The sequence below is a fragment of the Methylobacterium sp. 4-46 genome, assembly GCF_000019365.1.
GTDB lineage: Bacteria > Pseudomonadota > Alphaproteobacteria > Rhizobiales > Beijerinckiaceae > Methylobacterium.
Genome location: NC_010511.1, coordinates 1,659,349 through 1,676,863 on the forward strand (window position 1 = coordinate 1,659,349; position 17,515 = coordinate 1,676,863).

13 protein-coding genes and 1 pseudogene are annotated in these 17,515 nt (G+C 65.0%); 3 read left to right on the forward strand and 11 right to left on the reverse strand.

What is annotated here, in order from left to right; genetic code table 11:
- Nucleotides 1-786 precede the first annotated feature (786 nt).
- On the forward strand, nucleotides 787-1,452 hold the full coding sequence (locus M446_RS34950; RefSeq protein ID WP_012331414.1) for a uracil-DNA glycosylase family protein: 666 nt from the start codon (nucleotides 787-789) through the stop codon (nucleotides 1,450-1,452).
- Between the two features lie 771 nt (nucleotides 1,453-2,223).
- On the opposite strand, the gene M446_RS07025 is transcribed toward M446_RS34950, so the two are convergent.
- From M446_RS07025 to M446_RS07055, 7 genes are all read right to left on the reverse strand, one after another.
- Nucleotides 2,224-3,624 carry an IS30-like element ISMtsp4 family transposase gene (locus tag M446_RS07025; protein ID WP_012330561.1) on the reverse strand — a complete coding sequence of 467 codons (1,401 nt, stop codon included), beginning with the start codon at nucleotides 3,622-3,624 and terminating at the stop codon, nucleotides 2,224-2,226.
- A 344-nt stretch (nucleotides 3,625-3,968) separates the two neighbouring features.
- Nucleotides 3,969-4,772, reverse strand: a complete 804-nt coding sequence (locus M446_RS07030; RefSeq protein WP_012331415.1) for a hypothetical protein — start codon at nucleotides 4,770-4,772, stop codon at nucleotides 3,969-3,971.
- Between the two features lie 151 nt (nucleotides 4,773-4,923).
- Nucleotides 4,924-5,775, reverse strand: coding sequence for a hypothetical protein (locus M446_RS07035; RefSeq protein ID WP_012331416.1), 852 nt, complete (start codon nucleotides 5,773-5,775; stop codon nucleotides 4,924-4,926).
- Between the two features lie 182 nt (nucleotides 5,776-5,957).
- A complete protein-coding gene (locus tag M446_RS07040) occupies nucleotides 5,958-7,241 on the reverse strand; it encodes a hypothetical protein (RefSeq protein WP_012331417.1) in 1,284 nt (427 codons plus the stop codon).
- A 230-nt stretch (nucleotides 7,242-7,471) separates the two neighbouring features.
- Entirely contained in the window at nucleotides 7,472-7,723 is a 252-nt protein-coding gene (locus M446_RS07045; protein WP_012331418.1) for a hypothetical protein, read from the reverse strand.
- On the reverse strand, nucleotides 7,720-8,070 hold the full coding sequence (locus M446_RS07050) for a DUF2958 domain-containing protein (RefSeq protein WP_012331419.1): 351 nt from the start codon (nucleotides 8,068-8,070) through the stop codon (nucleotides 7,720-7,722). Before M446_RS07050 ends, M446_RS07045 begins: the two co-directional genes overlap by 4 nt.
- Nucleotides 8,070-9,404: a PGN_0703 family putative restriction endonuclease gene (locus M446_RS07055; RefSeq protein WP_012331420.1), complete on the reverse strand. Its 1,335-nt coding sequence runs from the start codon at nucleotides 9,402-9,404 to the stop codon at nucleotides 8,070-8,072. Before M446_RS07055 ends, M446_RS07050 begins: the two co-directional genes overlap by 1 nt.
- Nucleotides 9,405-9,995: 591 nt before the next feature.
- Here M446_RS07055 and M446_RS07060 point away from each other — a divergent pair.
- The gene (locus M446_RS07060; RefSeq protein ID WP_012331421.1) at nucleotides 9,996-10,388 is read left to right on the forward strand and encodes a hypothetical protein; all 393 of its coding nucleotides are present in this window, start codon (nucleotides 9,996-9,998) and stop codon (nucleotides 10,386-10,388) included.
- Between the two features lie 160 nt (nucleotides 10,389-10,548).
- On the opposite strand, the pseudogene M446_RS34955 reads toward M446_RS07060, so the two are convergent.
- From M446_RS34955 to M446_RS07075, 4 genes and pseudogenes are all read right to left on the reverse strand, one after another.
- Nucleotides 10,549-10,686, reverse strand: a pseudogene (locus M446_RS34955) (ADP-ribosylglycohydrolase family protein); the annotation flags it as partial.
- A 40-nt stretch (nucleotides 10,687-10,726) separates the two neighbouring features.
- Nucleotides 10,727-11,752 carry a hypothetical protein gene (locus M446_RS07065; protein ID WP_012331422.1) on the reverse strand — a complete coding sequence of 342 codons (1,026 nt, stop codon included), beginning with the start codon at nucleotides 11,750-11,752 and terminating at the stop codon, nucleotides 10,727-10,729.
- Nucleotides 11,753-11,911: 159 nt separating this feature from the next.
- On the reverse strand, nucleotides 11,912-12,178 hold the full coding sequence (locus tag M446_RS07070) for a hypothetical protein (protein WP_012331423.1): 267 nt from the start codon (nucleotides 12,176-12,178) through the stop codon (nucleotides 11,912-11,914).
- 696 nt (nucleotides 12,179-12,874) lie between these two features.
- Nucleotides 12,875-14,269, reverse strand: a complete 1,395-nt coding sequence (locus tag M446_RS07075) for a hypothetical protein (RefSeq protein WP_012331424.1) — start codon at nucleotides 14,267-14,269, stop codon at nucleotides 12,875-12,877.
- A gap of 116 nt (nucleotides 14,270-14,385) precedes the next feature.
- Between M446_RS07075 and M446_RS07080 the strand changes: the two genes are divergently transcribed.
- Complete coding sequence (locus M446_RS07080) at nucleotides 14,386-16,485, forward strand: ATP-binding protein (protein WP_012331425.1); 2,100 nt, start codon at nucleotides 14,386-14,388, stop codon at nucleotides 16,483-16,485.
- Nucleotides 16,486-17,515 lie beyond the last annotated feature (1,030 nt).

A 17,515-nucleotide genomic window follows, 5' to 3' on the forward strand; every position in this document is an offset into this window, starting at 1 on the left:
ACTGCGTGCTTCGAGTTCGGATCAGGGGATCCCTGGCCGGCGGAGCAAGGACGGGTGCTCATGTCGGCAGGTGCCGTCCGGCATGACCGGACAGGCGTCCGTGGCAGTGGCAATCCGGCCGATCAGGTAGCTGGCGAGGGTGATGAAACCGGGCGTCGGGACAGTGGGCGTGGCCAGGGCAGGCACGTGATGAGATCGTGCGTCCCATGCGGGACGATCTCATCGTTCGGGTCGGTCTATAGTGCCGGGACTCCTCCCGGGGCGCCATACAGTGATCCTCTTGGCGGCTTGAGCTTCAGTGCCGTAGGCGGAGAGCGGACGGTCGGCGCGGAAGTTGAGGCCGCGCCCACTCGTGCTCTCTGGCAGGTGGGGTGGAACCGGCTATGGCCGGACGGGATCTAGTGCACTGACGCCGACGTAAACACCATGTTCTAGTCCATTAACGACCTGCAAATAGAGGAGAGATCGCGCTGAGCTATGTACGTTTTGATGGCGTCAATGCACTAGATGGAGTATGGGCATTAGTTCGGCCGGGGAGTTTGTTCTACGCCGCGAAACGCTCACGCCCATGAGGCCTGCGCGCTTCGCGTCCGAGGACGATGTCTAACGGCTCCTCGGCACATTTCCAGCGCCGCTCGTAGGCGAACAGATTGCTGCCGTAGCGCCCCGGCAGTTTGTACTCATCTCACGCGAGCAGGCGGTAGCTTCGGAGGAGGGATCTGCAGGTTAAATAATACAACGGAATAATCGAAATGAAGACGCAGAAGGTAGACATTCGGATTGCACATGAAAGCTGATCTCATCGCGCTCGATCTCGAGATGCGAGCCTGCGTGCGTTGTGCCCAGGTGCTGCAGAAGCATCCGGTAAACCCGCCCCGCGATGCATCACCAGTAGTTCCCCGACCCGTGTTCTCGCCGCCTATGCGGGCGCCCTTGATGCTGGTTGGCCAAGCCCCTGGGATCACGGAGTACGGGACGGGCACGCCGTTTTCCGGACAGGCCGGTGGCGGCGCGCGGGCATTATTTGTTGATTGTGGCCTGCGAGAGAGCGAGTTCGACCGTGCAGTCTACCAGACATCAGCGGCGAAGTGTTTCCCAGGCCGCCGCCTGAACGCGGCTAGATGGGAGGATCGCCCGCCTTGCGCCGCAATGCTGCAGAACTGCGGCGGGTTCCTGCGACGTCAAATCGAGATGGTAAGCCCCGTCGTCATCGTCGCAATGGGAGGAGTTGCTATCAAAATGATGGATAGTATGCGCAGTCTGCCTTCCCGTTCTGTAATGAAGGCGGCAGGCACGGCAGAAAAATGGGATAGTAAGCTGTTAGTCCATATTGCTCACACGTCTGGAGGCAATCGATTTCTCAATAAGCCGGAAAATAAGGCACGACAACAACGCGCGAAAGATATTATTAGAGAAGAGATTGTCAGATTGAGAGCAGAAAACCGCTTATAGATACGCGTATATTCCGAACGCAAACACGACAATAGTAGCGGCCATGCACTATTGGTTTGGAGTTGCAGGTTTAACCGTGTCTTGCGACTGAGGATGACGAGCGCCCACGGGCGTTCGGCGGTCAGTGCGACTATCAAGGGGATGCTGGTCGAGGGCGGCAGGTTGAAGTCGAAATCGTTGGCTACGGCGACATGTTCCTCGGACTGCATCCGCGTCGCAGAAGGCGACACGCCCGAACGGATCGAGGTGATATGGCGAGGCCTCTGGCGGAGTAGACACGCCGATGAGGAGCCAGGGGTGGAGGGTTGTGCAGGCCACGCCGGCGCCGCGCCAACAACAGGAGCCGAGCGCCGGTCCGGGGATCGGTGGCGCCGGGTCAGGGTGCCGACGGCGGCGTGCGCCAGATGACGCGCCGGCGTAGATGAGCAGCGCCACGCGGAGATAGTCGTGCAACCTGCGTGTACCGTGCCTTGACCCGGACGATGGCGGCTCCGGCGGCACCGGTAGGGACGAGTGCTGTGACGGGCCTAACTGGAGCTCCGGGGAAGCGGTCGAGTCAGGTTCGGATCGGCCATGAACCCGGGCGAGGGGCCGGTGCGGACTTGCACGGCACAGGATCGACGCCGCGCGCCTGCGGCAAACGCGGTGTCGCCCACGCCCGGGCCGATGCCGTAACCGTCCCGACCGGCAGACACCGGCGGGACGGTCGAGGAACGTCAGCGCGTGGGGCTCATTTATTTCATCACTCTGAGGCTGGACGAGCCCTTGGGTTCAAGCGGTCGTCGCAACACCATCTTGCACGGCAGCCAGCACAGCGTCGAGCGCCTCTGCCGGCGTCTTCCAGTTCAGCGTCTTGCGCGGTCTGCTGTTGAGGGCTGCGGCCACAGCAGCAAGATCGTTCGCGCTGTGGGCGCTCAGATCCGTTCCTTTCGGGAAGTACTGTCGCAGTAACCCGTTCGTATTCTCGTTCGTCCCCCGCTGCCAGGGTGAGCGTGGATCGCAGAAGTAGACCTGCAGACCCGCGTCGATCCGCAAGCGCGCGTGCTCGGCCATCTCGGTACCCTGGTCCCAGGTCAACGAGCGCCGCAGCTGCTCGGGCAAGCGCGCGATCGTGCCGGCGATCGCCTCGCGCACCGCCTGGGCCCCGTGCCCCGCCAGCGCCGGGCCGTTCTTCGCACGCGGTGTCACCCCATGGCCGTCCATCGGCGGAAGATGCAGCAGCATCGTAAAGCGCGTCGTGCGCTCGACCAGGGTCCCGATCGCCGAACTCTTCAGACCCAGGATCAGATCTCCTTCCCAGTGCCCCGGCACCGCGCGGTCCTCCACCTCGGGCGGACGCTCGCTGATGAGCACCTCGGGGGTGACGAACGACCTGCCTCGGCCCAGGCTGCGGGCCCGCGGCACACGCAAAGCCCGTCCTGTGCGAAGACACGCGGTCAGCTCACGCTTCAGCGCGCCCCGGCCCTGGATGTAGAGCGCCTGATAGATCGCCTCGTGACTGATGCGCATCGTCGTATCGCCCGGAAAGTCGAGCCGTAGGCGCTCGGCGATCTGCTGCGGACTCCAGGATCGACCCCATCGCCGGCTCTGGCGTCGCCCGTGCCGCCGTCCCTTCCAGGCAACGCTAGGGCCAGGCAGAGCGCTCCCGCCCGGTGTCGCGACAGTTCCGGCGAGCCGCTCCTGCACGTACGTCCGCAGCGCTGCGTTCCCCGCCAGTTTTGCTGGCTTGGGCCGGCGTGCCGCGCGTTCAGCGTGCCACTGCGCGGTCGTGGCGCGATAGTCCAGGCCGCCACTGCGGGTCGCCGCATTGCGGCGCAATTCCCGCGAGATGGTCGACGCCGCCCGTCCCAGACGCCGAGCGACGTCCCGGACCCCGTGACCTTGCGCTTGTAGGATCGCGATCTCCTCCCGCTCAGCCAACGACAGGTAGCGCGCAGAAGGCGACTTGGATGATGGTGACAGGTGGGAAGGTGCCATTCCGCCTGCTGTCCGGAACCACCGCGAGCCGACCGGTGGCGAGATCCCGAGCTTCATCGCTGCGACCTCGCTGGAGAGACCCTGCGCGAGGAACGCCCAGAACCCCCGCCGCGTCTCGCGCAGACCGACCCCGGGACGACCCGGTGACCGCAGCTTCTCGCGAAGTGCCCGATCCGAACGCCGCCGACCTGCCATCACAACCGCCCTCCGCCAAGCCGTTGCGACGACCACTTGAATCCACCGCCTGTCGTCAGGTGGGCCGCCGCGCACACGGAGCCGGCCCAGGTACCGAACGCAGCCGTGTAGCTATGCAGTTCCTCGAGCAGACCGCAAAGCCACCGAGTGCGCCGTTCTGTCGAAGGTCCGCTGGCCCAAAGGGCCCCACGTCGTGCTTCCAACTTCGCAATGGTCGCTAAGGACTTGTATAGTGCTCCGCGGCGCGGTTGATCGTGTCAACAGATCTATCGCCGACCTACTCCTCTGCCGACGGCGCCGTGGGCGTCTGTTCCACATAATGTTTCTGTCTGACACCGACGAACTTAAGCAGGCTGGGTTATATTTGAATGCGGTAACTCGCACCGCGCAGCCCAACGCAGGTGGGCGAGGCGCGTCTGGATCCAACCTGCCACCGTGACGCTGTCCGGGGCATTCGGCGCTAGCTGTGCCAACCGCGCCTCCAACCGCGCGATCATGGCCTCCCGGAGTGCCGCGGGAGAGGCGTCGGTTGTACCCTCACTCCCGGAAAGCGACGACGGCTCCTTCGACACGTCAGACGTGGCGGCATCGATAGTGCGCGTGACTCGACTCACCAGATCTTGAATAGCCTGGACGGCCTCATAGGCCGCGCCGGGCTGACCGCTGCGCACCGCGTCCGCCAAGTCCCGGCAGGCGGCCGTGAGCGGGATGGCATTCAGGTCGCGATCGCAGGCGAGGAAGGCGGCGAGGGCAGCCTGCAGGGCCGCCGCGTAGCGGGCCTCAGCCGCGCCCTGCTCGTCCGGTGCTTCCGTGCTCTCGTCGCTTGGCAGCAGCGACGCGAGAGCGTCAGCCAGCTTCGTCGCAACCCCGCTGCCGAGGGGACCGCCTGCGTAGGGTTCGTGTTCGGCGAGCGCGCTCATCAAGTCGTACCGGACGCAGGTGGGGTCCATTCGGGCGAGGTAGGCCGCGTAGACGGCAAGCGTGTTGAAGGCGGCGTCTGTGTCGTCAGGGGCGTCCGCGCTGGGCGGTGATGCCGCGGCTGACTTCGCCGGGCGCAGGCTGGCCAGCGCTTGCTGAAGCCAAGCGTTGGCTGCGTCGGGATCATGATGCGGAATGCTGTCGGGAGCGATGGCGGGAGTCGTGGTCATGGGGAGGGCTCCGAGGTGGATCAAGGGCGCGGCTGGGACGGCGGCAGGGCGGCGTCGGCCTGAACGGTGCGGTGTCTGGGACACGCCGCCCGTAAGCTGCTCGATGTTCTGGGTGGCTGGGTCGCCCGGGGCGGCACCGTTCCACACGAGGTTATACGTCTTGCGCGGAGTACCGGCGCTGTGGTTCGAACCCCGCGGGCAGGGCATTGGGGCCGGTCGTGCGCCAGGAATCACGCTCGTGGTGCAACTGCGCCAGACGATCCTCCAGCCACAGTTCGCGCTCGGCGTCCCAGTCTCCGCAGCCCCGCAGTGTCCCGCGGCGGGGCTCGAGTTCCGCAATCTTCTCGTCGTACCCGCCGCAGCCGCACTCTTGCGGCAGGCAGGCGAGATAGCGGCGCAACGAGAAGTAAGGCCAGAGGGCGGCGTCCGGGGCTCGCGGATGGGCCGCCTCGTAGGGGACAACGCCAAGAAGGATTCGGAGGCGGTCGACGGCCGCGAACGCGCGCGCTGGGTCGCCGAGGTGGAAGGCCGTCTCGAACCGCCCGCAGACGTTCTCGAATGGCTCGAAGTGGATGTCGGGCTCGACGGCGAGGAAGCGCAGCAGGCCGAGATCGATGACCGCGCCCAACTGACGGTTCAGTGCGCCGTTGAAGGGCAGGCCCAGTTCGCGTTGAGCGATGAGGACCGGGAGGAGGAACGCGTCGGGGGCGAACCAGAGGGTTTCGTGGGTGACCTTGTCGACGCAGGCGTTGTTGATGAAGGTGAGGGTAACCAAGTCGAACTCGGAGAACGCCTCGTACGGGCTGAGGGAGGCAGCGTAGCCGGCACTGACCCGCAGCACGTCGAGCGCGGCCGCGCAGACGACGGGGTAAGGCGTAGCGGGGTCGTCCGCCGCGGCTGCGAATGCGGCGAGCAGGGGCGGCAGCGTGGCGCGGCCTAGGGAGCGTTCGTCATCGAGGGCTCGGGCCGGCAGATCGGTTGCAGGAGTCAGTATGTCGGTCATGCGTGGCTCCGGGTTCATGGACAGGGTTGGGCAGGGTGGGAAACGGGTACGGCCTCAGGGCGAGAGGTTGGGCTTTGGCATCGGCGGCCCGCGGGGTTGCGGTCCCGTGCACCCGACTGTCCCGGTAGCCGCCCGATGGCGCGCGGTACCACCGACACGGCAGCCATCAGCGTGATGCGCGCTCATTGCTGATCGCACACCGGTGAGCGCGTCGTGGGCGGGGGCAGCGTTCGACTCTCGGCCTTGCTCGATGAGGGAGCGGCCAGGAACACGGGGGTGTCGTGACCCCGAGCGAGGAGGACGCCGGCCGACCCACCGCGCCGTAGGCCGATCAGCAAACGGTCGCCGCTCTCAGCCGCTGTGAGGACCCACCGTAGGGTGTCGGCCGACAGGTGGACGGAGGACGAATGCAAACGGCGCGCGGATCTAGCCGGTGGTCGTGCGGGCGAGCCGATTGCCACCCGCGGTTCGCCGCCCCAGGCCGGGTCGACGGCCAGCATCTCCGAGGCCGCGCTGTGCCAGGACAAGGCGACGGTGACACCGTGGTCGGGGATGCCGCCGCTCGCGCGCAGGCAGGCGAACAGGGCAGGACAACCGATCTCGACGTACACGCGGTAGGCATCGTCGGTCTGGTCGTGGTCCGAGCGTACCTCGTCGAGTGATACGGATGGATCGAAGGTCACATGCAGTTCGGAGGTGTCGAGCCGCAGGCGCGGGTTGGGCGGCCGCGGCCGGGCGAGAAGGTCGCCGGGATGCGCGAGGACACGGGTGAGGGCGCCGAGCGGGAGGTCGGGGACCATGAGCGAGGCCGGCCAGCGGGCGCCGCGGCTGACGAGTACGGTGGGCACATGCCCGGGATGGGCGCCGACAGCGGGGGTGGCAGCGCCAGGCGGATCATGTTGCGGCGTCAGACTGAAGAAGGCACTGCGCAGGCGGACATCGAGCCGGGGCGGCTCGTCGGCTCGCGGCGGGGTCTCGAACGCAGCCTGCATCACCGCGGTTTTGCCCCCGGCTGTGATCGCGATGCGGCCAGCGGTAGGCTCGAGGACAAAGTCGAGGCGCCGCGCGTTTGCCGCTGGAAGGCTCCCTCCGAGGTGGTCATCCCGTCCAACGAGGCGGAGGACCTCGCTCACCGTGAGGGTGAAGCCGCGCGTCGGCAGGTCGTTGCGAGTGCGGCGCAGGCCCACGGCTGAGGTGAATTGTGTACCGGCCCAAGTGGTGCTGAGCGTGAGTTGGTGCGGGTGGAAGCACAGCCGGGTCGGCACCGGCTCGGCATCGTAGGGAACTTGGATGGCCGTGTAGGCCTGTTCGAGAACGCTGCGGTCGAGGGTGACGCGATAGACCAGCGGGGCGTGGGCGGACGGCTCAGAGCTGGCAGCCTCTTTGCGAGCGCCCCCAATGTCGGCGGCGAGGTCGGGATGGTGATCCAAGGCGTCTGGACCAACCGGCGGGAAATCTCTGGGCATGCTGACGCGACCTTGAAATATACCAGTACAGTCAGATTGGATTCGGCTGTATTAATTTATAACAGGTCTATATATTGAGTTGATATAGTATTTTTCTGGTAGAGCTATAGAGTTTCACGTCCATTGTTGTGCGATACGTTTCTCGACGTTCGCGATGCGTATGCCGCCCGTGCCTGCGAAAACGGATATGCGCGGGCCAGTTGCCCGGTCCGCGGCGTAGGGGCGTAGGTTCAGATGACGCCGAGGCGCAGGAGCCAGGAGGGGTGGCCGTGTCGGCAGATGCCGTCCGGCTCGACGAGGCAGCCGTCCGTGGTCTCGGCGACGGCCTCGAACAGGAACTGAGCGAGGGTGACGAACCCCGGCTCCGGGGTGGTGGGCTCGGGCCAGGGCAGACCGGTGACGGGATCACGTGTGACGTGCGGGACCAGCGCATCTTCGGGATCGTCGGTGGCGAGGCAGGGGGATAGCTGGATCTGGTTCATACGGTGATCCTCCCCATGGTGCGGGCCGCGGCGGGGTAGGCCGAGAGCGGGCGGTCGGCGATGAAGTAGAGGTCACGCTCGACGGGTAGACGAAGGCGGCCCCGGAGGGCCGCGAGTTCGAGCAGGCAGACGTAGCCGAGTTCGGGCGAGCCAAGGCCGGCGTCGCAGAGGCCGATGGCACGGGTCGGCTCGGCCGGATCGAGTTCGATGAGGAGCCAGGTGGCGGGGCCGTCTGGCATGAACAGCTTCACCACGGGAGGTGGGTCGATCTCCTCGCCACGAGCGGTGCGGCTGCCGTTGGCGAGGAGCTGCTGACGAAGGGAAGCGGTGAGGAGCGGTCGGACCATTAGCGCACCTCCGGGGCCGGGCGGCGGGGCGCCGGGGAACGGGCTGACGTGCGGAGCGCGCCAACGGGTGCCTTGTCCTTGGGCCTGCGCGCCAGGCGAACAGCTGCTGTGCTTGATGAAGGTGCTGTCACGGATTCAGTGGGTCGCCGTCGTGGCCGGCGGGCAGGGCGAGCTTGGCCGCGCGATGAAGTGGCCACAGGGGCGGCGACTGCGTCCGCAACCGGTGTTGCTGACGAAGGGGGTGGCAGCAGCGCGACCGGTGCCCCGGCCGGCGGCGGATCGCGGTCGGGCGTGGAGGGCTCAGCTAGGACGAGGTCGAGGACAGGTCGCAGGTCGAGATACCGGTGCCAGAGGTAACCCGCCTCCGCGCCGCCGCCCGCCTGCGCCAGCGCGGAGACGAAGGACTCGAGCGTGAGGGCGGAGAAGCCGGTCGTGGCTGGCGATGAACCGCCGGGATCGGTGAGCTGGGTGGTGTAGATGCTGGTGGCGGCCGACACGCGCCGGTTCAGCTGTGGGGCGAGGACGAGGAGGTGCGCCCGCGGGGTTACGCCGTGACGAACAGCGAGCTGTGCGAGGAGGTGCAGGCGCCAGAACTGCTCCAGCAGGGTGGAGCGGAGCGCCGGACTGTCGGGATCATGATGAAGGGCAGCCTCGCGGCTGGCCTCGTCGTAGCGGGGGCGGTGCGTGGCGGCCGCCCCGGTGCAGCCTTCGCCGTATTTGACCTCGATGAAGACGGTGGCCCTCTCCCCTTCCGGCGTGATCACCGTCAGCGCAGCGTCGAAGGCGGTGCCGTCGTTCAAGTAGCGGGGATCGTGCCGGCCCGGCGAGGTTTCGAAGCGGATGCCGGTGACGCGGGTGACGAAGGCCGGCAGGAGCTGCCGGAAGACAGCCGTCGCCAGGTCGAGGTCGAGGGCCAGCGGGGCGAACAGGTTGTACGTGAGCGCCTCGGAGCTGAGCAGGTTCCGATGAAGGCGGTCGTAGTGGACGAGAGCGCCCTCCTCGCGCAGGACGAGGCTGCGGCGCACAAACTGATGCACCGTTGAGCTGATGAAGTTGAGGCCGTTGGCGGCGTCGGCTGGCCGGAGCGTGGAGCCGAGGAGGGCAGGAACAACGGCACGGCTGCCGCCCGTGCAATGAAGGCCAGCCGGTAAGCCTAGCACCGATTCTCGCCAGAGGGACTGGCGCAGGCGGGCGGCGGCGCGGAAGCGGGTGTCTGTGAGGATGAAGCAGGCGTGCTGACGAAGGAGCGCCTCAGGGATGAGGGGTGCGCGGGTGAGCGGCCGGACGAACGCCGACTCCGGTGCGGCATCTTCGGATGAAAAGCGGTGGTCCATGAAGCTGGCCTCGGGCTACGAGGAGAGACAGCCGGAGGTTCAGCGCTGCAGAACAGATCTTGCGAGCGCCGGCGGAAAGGCCGCCGGGAGCGAAGGTTGAGAGGTATGTTAGCTGGTGAAGCATAGGGGAGTGCCGAGGGCGCAGGGATGGCGAGCTGTACTTCCCTGTAGCCCGCTTGGCTGCGGAAACAGGCACGTAGCCGTCACCCTCCGCTGGATCTCCTCACTTGCCGGGGTTACAGGGGTTATGAAAGTATGTAGCCCGCGGGCCAGCGGGAACGCAGGCTGTTATAGGCCCACACACCCAGCGTTTTACAGAGACGCCGAAGCATCGAGCTTTATGGGCGGTGCGGAGATGCACTAGGAGTTGACACTCGGCTTGCGCGTTTGGGATGGCTGCTCACAACCCCTTTCAGGCTTTCGGAAGGTCTGCTGGCCGGCACCCTGCCGAACCTGCCGCCTCGAAACACGACGCAGGCGCGGACATCGTCAGCCTGAAACGATGCAGCGTCATCAGGGAGGCGCGTTCGCGGGTCCTATCGAGGAAGCAGCCCCGATGAGACCTGCGGTCTTGAGCATGGATGGGCGAACATGAATTCGTTTAAGTCGGTGATCGGCAGCGGACTGCTTGTGGCCGGTTTGCTGATAACAGCTGGGCCGGCTGTGGCGGCCGGGAGTGATGACGGTTTCGCAGCGTTCTGGACGCAATTCAAAGCTGCCGTGGGCAAGAGCGATCAGAAGGCGGTATCGCAGATGATCAAATTCCCGGTGTTTTACAACGATCTACGGCAAGCCGCTGATTTCCCCGTGATCTGGAAGGGTGCTTTCAACCCAGCGCAGCGGAGGTGTCTTGCCAAGGAGAAGACCGGCAAGGAAACCCAAGAGGGCAAGGTCGTTTATTCGGCTTTCTGCGACGACATCATCTACTACTTCAGCAAGGAAGACGCCGGCTGGAGATTAACAAATTTTGGCGTAAACGATTGATCAGCCTGGTCTCGGCCGGTGCACGAATAGCTGCGCTGGACGCTTTGCCGAACGGCCGCTTTCTGGTGTCTGGCCAATGGCCGACACCCACCCCGAGCAGACCTTCGTTGGTGGCGTTGGTGGCGTCTAAAATTTCCGCTCGGGGTCAGCCGCTGCCCCTTTAGGGATTCATGAGAAGCTGATTCGTGGCCTCATAAATCTCGCTGCGCCAGGCAAGTTGATGAAGCCAGCGCTTCGGGATAGCGGAGGCGCCGGAAAGAGCGCCAGCGAGCTGGCCGGTGACGGCGCCGATAGTGGCAGCGTCCTCACCAGGGACAGAGACCCGTCTTCGGCGCTGCTCAGTCGACCGCTGTCAGATTCCTGAGGCGGTGGAGGAGGTCCCGAAGCTTCTTTGACGGGGGCCCGTGACTGACGATCGAGACATCAAGGTCGGCCGCGATCATCAAGCGACACGCGCGCAAGATGGCATCATCGATCCAGGCATCCTCGTTCCCGAAGGCACCTCCGCCTAAACGGGTCAGGAGAACGCGGTTTGTGCCACCGCGTGCAGAGTTCAGGAGGCTGGCTAGCAGCGTCGCTTCATAGGCGGCTTCAAGAACAAGGCGTGCAAACGGTTCCCAAGCCGATGAAGCGATGTTCGAATAGGCCACGGGAAGGGCAGAGCAGAAGGCCTGGGTGACGAGTGGTCCCGGACCACGCGCGTCGGTCGCCTCGACATCCCAGTGCACCCCGATCCGAAGCAGCCCGCGCAAGGCATCGAGGGTCGCGGCGTCAGCGACCCTCAGATGCATGCTGATCGCAGACAAGCCAGCTTCCTTCGCGAGCGCGTAGCCATTCTGCATGCGCCAGAGTGCGGACATGCTCGTCCCGAGACGCCGAGCAAGTTCGAGGCCGAGGTCTGCCAGCGCGTCGAGCTGCCGATCGGCTGTCTGACCGGCTTCATCGGCGATGGGGACGAGGTAGTTGCGGTAGATGGTGGCCGCACCGGCTGCCATGGCACAGGCGGGGCCCTGCGTGCCGTCGTGCGCGTAGCCTGTGACGCCATCTTCGGGCGTCACGTCCGGCCCGACCATCTCCAGCAGGTTGAACTGCGAGGCGACCTGGAACAGAGCACCGCGGTTGTCCGGCATTTGGTGCAGTGCCCGCACGTCGCCCTCCACAATCGACAGCCGCAGGCGTCCCTGCCGACCGATGGCTTGGGCACGGGTACGCAGCTCGGACAAGGCGGGTAGTTCGAGCACTCCGACGGCGTAGCTCCGCTGCTTAGCATCCGAGCGGAGCCGTCCATCAACGACGGACAACCGCCGCTTCGTCTCCTCGTAGGTGGTCTCTTGGAAGCCGGTGAGCCGCTCGAACCAATCCATGAGTGCCTCGCTGAGCTCGTGGGGAGAGATGAACGGCAAAGGCTGGGCTTGGGAGCGCCCATGCAGGTTTGGATTTCCACGGAGATCCCGTTGCGGGTGGTTCAAGGTACGGGAGTTCCTGTGCACCGACGTGCCGTAGAAGGCGACGTAGCCGATCTCTCATCCGACGGGGCGGCTGCCTTGGTCATAGAGGAAGACTGTGACAGCAAAGGACCATTCCCGCTCGGCACGCAGGACAGCTTCGCGCACGGTCGTGTTGTAGGCCTCCAGCACGTGGAAGGCATTCGGTGCGTGCTCGAGCTCCGCCATGTCGAAGTGAAATGTGCCATCGGGCCGCTGAGCGCTGTCGTGAGCGGATGGTTCGAACACGGCATCGACCTGCGGGCACGTGCGGTCGGTGCGATGGTCGACGATGTTGCCGAGCATGAAGGGGCCTCCAAGAGCTGCGAGACATGAAGATCTCGGTCTGTGTGGAACAGCCGTAGCTTCAGCCAGGCGGGGCAGAAGTTGCGGGCGTCAGTGAGGATGAAGGCGGCGGGCCTGGATCGCCGGGAGGTCGCCGTCTGCCGGAGGGGCGGTGGGGACCGGCACGGCGACAGGGGGGAAGGTGCGCTCCTGGAGAGAGGGAGCGGCGGCGGCGTAGCGGGGAGTGCTCTGCGGCGGATGAGGTGATCCGCCGGAGGAGGGGGTGTCCCGTTGATGTAGCTCGGCAACCAGCGAGTACGCAGGCCAAATTGGCCCTATGCATACAGCGTTTTACAGACACGCGAATCACAGCGCTTCTCAACTCTGAGCGGCAGAGATGCGCCAGGAGCGGAGTCTTGCTGCCTCCCTGAGAGCGGCCGCGACCTGATCCGTGATCAGCAGGGGTTCGGAGCACAGCGCTCGTTATTCGTCAGAGCTTTAGGGCGCTGAGGGCGCACCGACGTCCATAGAGGGACGTCAAGTGAGAACAAGGATGAACGGTGAGAGACAGCGTGCCGGCGGATCGGATGATCCGCCGGTGTTGTGAGGAGTATGAGTGGATATAGTGACTGATACAGCACTTAAATAGTGACTGATACAGCACTTAAGCAGCACTTCATGCACATACATCCATAGCGCTTGAGTCTGCGCGTCGAGTCAGTGCCTATGTGTCTGCAGCAGGTTGAGTACTTGGCGGTCTGCTGATTTATCAGCAACGATAAGACCAGCTTCACCGAGACGAAGTGAGAGTGTCTCACTAGAGGACCAGCGTGCCAGCCGTTCCAAATGGATGAAGTCGATCAGGTGCATCTCCGAGGCCGCTGCCACAAAGGCGGGATCAAGCAGTGAAGCTTCGGGCTCGACTTGGATGGCGAGTTCTGGTCTGACGTCAGGCTCAAACTGCGACTTGGCCGAAAGCAGCATCTTGACCGGCGTGTTAAGCACGGCGCTGGCCACTGGAGGGTTGGGAAAGGCCACGCCTCCGAGGCGTTCACCGTGTTGAACCCGCAGGAAGTAGCGGAACGTCGTCAGAATTTGCCACAACTTCTCCCGATTAACTGCGGCATGAACTAGAGCATCCGATTCAGCCTCGCGTAGCGTTCGGTCGATGCCCGGGATAATGTCGTGAGTCGGGCGTTTGGCCCACAGCGTAAGCACACCGTCGTCGAACCGGTACCAGCCGGGGGAGGACGATACGGTTGTCTGACCCGCCCGAAAGCGCTGGAGCACGCTGATGAGCTGGGTTGCGTCGCCGGCGTGAAACTTAATAGTCAGCCCCGCCAGTGCCGGGTGCTCGAACACGGAGAATGTATCATCAGACGCCGCCCGCATGCGGCCGCCCGACACGTCGATCGTTTGATAGCGCGGGTCGCCGGCACCACCAGCAAGACTGACGAACACCGCCTCTAGGCCCTGAACGAGGACGTCCGGCCGGACGGGCTGCGGGGGTGAAAACGACTCGGCGTTCCATGGTTGATCGTCCGGTGCTGCTGGAACGGTCGCGAACGGGAGGACGCCGGTCTCAAGATAGACATAGAGGTATTGCTCGACTGGATGGAAGCCGAGCTTGAGCACAGCCGACGAAACGACATTCTTTTTCGCATGGGCGAAGGCATCGCGCATCTTCGCGTGTTTCAGCCTGAAGCTTACGTCTTGCACGAAGGGGATGCCGGGCGAGAGCGCCAGCGGGATTTCAGTGGTGCAGTGCAGGGTGGCGCTGTGCGTCGTAAGGCGCAGCGCCTCAGGCCGAATGGTACAGGCTACCTGGTTGGTGAGGCGCTCGCCCTTCGCGAGACCCTTCGTCTGCACGAAACCGGTGGCGACGAGGGCGGCCTGCAGGTGGGGGCTGTCGACGGAGAACCGGCAGACCTGATCGCTGACGAAGGTCTCTGTAGCCTTGATCTCGAGCAGCACAGCCTGGAGCGACTTCGCAAGCGCGGCCTTTTGGGTCTTCTGCTGCCTGAGGAGTGCCAGGGCCTGCACGACCTCCGGGGACAGCCCCTGGTTCGGCTCGACGTCGTTGCCGGGGCCCCCTGCCTCCTCGCCGTCCATCTTGATCCCTCGTCGCGGTTGGGTGTGGCACAGGGAACCGAGTAAAGGGCGAAGCGGGGCGTCACAAGGCGGACGCGTTCTCGACGATTGAGTGCCAGGCCAGGGATGCGGGGAGAATGCCCGACACGCAGGAGCCCAAGGGTTGGGATGAGAAGTACCGACCGCGCGTGTTTGGCGACCTCGTTGGGCAGGACGGGGCCGTTGCGTGGTGCAAGGAGCGCGTCAGAGAGCGGCAGGTTAAGACCCTGCTGCTGCACGGACCGTCAGGATGCGGGAAGACGACGATAGCCCGCGTGCTCGGAAATGCCTTGAACTGCCGGGCACCGGTGGACGGCTCGCCGTGCCTGAGTTGTGACATCTGCCGGGAGTTCAAACCGAAGAACGACACGTACTACCGCGAGCACCTCTGTGCGTCGCAGGGCGGCCTTGAGGACGCGCGTATGCTGGTGCGCGCTTCAAGCGCGTCTGGAAGCCGCAAGTACCGGAAGATCTTCGCGCTGGATGAAGCGCACCGCATGACGGGTGCCGCCTTCGATGCGCTGCTGTCGCGCCTTGAGGAGCCAAACAGCACCACCGTTTTCATGCTGCTGACGACGGACCTAGAGGCGATCCCGGAGGCGGTCCTGACGCGCAGCCTGCGAATCGAGATCCGCCCGATCTCCGACGAGGATGCGCTGACATACCTGAATAAGATCTGCCGCCACGAAGGCCTGGAGCCGGAGGCGGCCGCGCTGCAGCTGCTGGTCGAGACGGGACGAGGGTCGCCGCGCCGGCTTATCCGCGACTTGGAGAGGGTGAAAGACTTTGGCAGCCTGACGTATGACGGCGTGCGCCGCGCCCTCGATCTGGATCACGCCGACGTCGTGCCAGCCTATCTGAAGGTCGCCCTGACGGGTGGTCCACTGGAGCAACAGCTGCGCTTGCTGGAAGGATGGGTGACGGCCCCGGAGCGGAAGATCCGCTTGGTCGAAGAGCTGCTGGTCTACCTGCTGTTCAATGAGGTGCACCGCGTCGAGCGATCGCACGCGATCCACGACCGCGTGAGCGTGACAGACCGCCGAGTGCTGGTGGAGGCGTTGACTGCAAGGGCAGCCGCGGCGCGGACGGACGTGCCGAGCTTCATTGAACGGCTGGCGGAGCTGTGGCGGTCGAGCACGGCGCGGCAGGCGAGCGCGTCAGACCTAGCGTTGCTGATCAGCCGCTTTCACGGGTACCTCGGCCCTTTGCCCGTGCCCAGCGAAGCGCGGGGCGCTGCCGGGCCTGGGGTTACGACAGATAGTTTGATGAAGCGCCCCCGGCGTGCGCGTGCTCAGACGCCTGCGAAGGCGATCGGTGCGGGAACGGTGGCTGAGCATCTCACCTACGCGCAGGCCTGTGTACTTTGGGATGCAGCATCCTTCATGGCGCAGGAATTTGGCGTCTGGTTCAACATGAGGGTGACGATCCGACATGTGGAGGGACGGATCGGCGACAGGACAGCTGCAGAGATCGTCGGCACCTTGCTCCAGCGATTGAGCATGAAGCTGCGCGGCCGCGGCGCTTGGCACTGGATCTACGTGCACGAGTTCGCGCCGCGTGGCCGGACGGATATCCTCCTGCACGTCCTGGACGAGCAGCGCGTGGAAGTTCGGCGTTGGCTGTTGGACAACTTCCGGCGAGGTCATCTGCCACCCGGTGACAGCCGAACTCTGCGCGTCGGGCGGTTGTTGAACTTGCCGGAAGCACGCCACCACCGACTACACTTCCGTTACATGCGGTACCTCTGCCGCGGCTTGGATCCGGATTGCATGGCCCGCGACGAACGAGGCCGAGAAGGGGCTGTGCTGGATCTATTGCGGGTACTGGCACGATGGCGACGATCGATCGGGACCGTTCCGCCGGGTGGCCGACGTTTCTGGGTGTCGGAGGGGATCGGCGAGGGCGCACAGCGTCGCTGCGACGAGGAGCGGATGACGTTCCTGTCGGCGCTGCGGGACCATGCCTGGCGCCACGTCGCCTTCGGTTGGGAGGAGCGCGAGCACCAAGATCGCGAGAGGGAGAGGGAACGGCGTGCGGCTGCGTTGGCACGTCTGGCGATTGATAAGGCTGCCGCACCGGGGGCGATTCTCGCTAAGGCACGGGACGAACTGCGGGACTCGTGGCCGCTGGATGCCAGGGCGCGGAAGCGGCGTTGGCGGGGATGGTGGACGCGAGGTGCGGCGGGGGCTAAGGGCTAAAGCGACTACACACCCTATGAAAAGATGATCTAAAACAAATACTTAGCTGAACAGCGAGATGCCGGATCGATTCCGTTCGGCGGGCAAATTCTTAGAATTAGGTGATTTATGGCTTAGACCTGGGTGTGTGTTGCGCCTAAATCTAACATGGACGGAGGCTGGCATACTGCCGGCATGAGCGCGCGGCCAATAGTTAGGGGTATGGGTATCGACCGCACCGGTAGGATCAGTGTGGCCGGCCGGTGGACAACTTTGCCGATCTCTCTTGATCGAGAGATTGGAGATTGCCTCGTCTCCTCACTAGAGGGGAGGCCCGAGGTGCCATTGTGCCCGACAGGGCACAGCTTCGCCGGTGACCGGCAGAAGCAGCGAGGCACGCGCGCCGTCCCGTGCGGGAGGCCGTCGGCGCCGGGGCCGGAGGTGAAACCTTCATCAGGCAGGCCGGGGTTGGGCTGTCGGCCTTTACTCACCGCTTCCCGCCGTCCCGGCGGCCAACGCGGACGGATGCCTGCTCTCCGGACCCTTGGAGCAGGCGGTCGTCCAGGGGGCTTGGATGCTTACCGTTCCCCCATCCTGAGCGGCCCGGCAGCCCGAACCACTCTTGAGTGCCGATGCCCTTCGGCGCTTGATCCGGCGGTCCCCATCCCGCCTGGCTAGCGGTGGAGGCTCGGAGCCCGTCAGGGGCCTGGCATGTCCAGCGATGAGGCGTGATCAGGTCGTCAGCAGAATGGCTGTGCGAGAGGAGAACGCGGAAGCAAACTGCGGGGTATTCCGCGTGTCACACAGGCGTGCTACACACGACGTATTCAGGGACTCGCTAAAGCCTTGATCTGATTGAAATTGTCTGGAGAGACGTCCAGTCCGGGACTGAGCATGGCGGATCCTGTCCTGTACGCGGGCGTCCGCGCGAGCGGAGCCCCAGCGACTGTTCGGAGGAACGCGACGGGGCGTCCGGGATCGTGCCAGTCGGCGATCGCGACACAGGAGTAGCTCAGCTTCGCCTGTGTCGAACCGGAAATACCTCAGATCG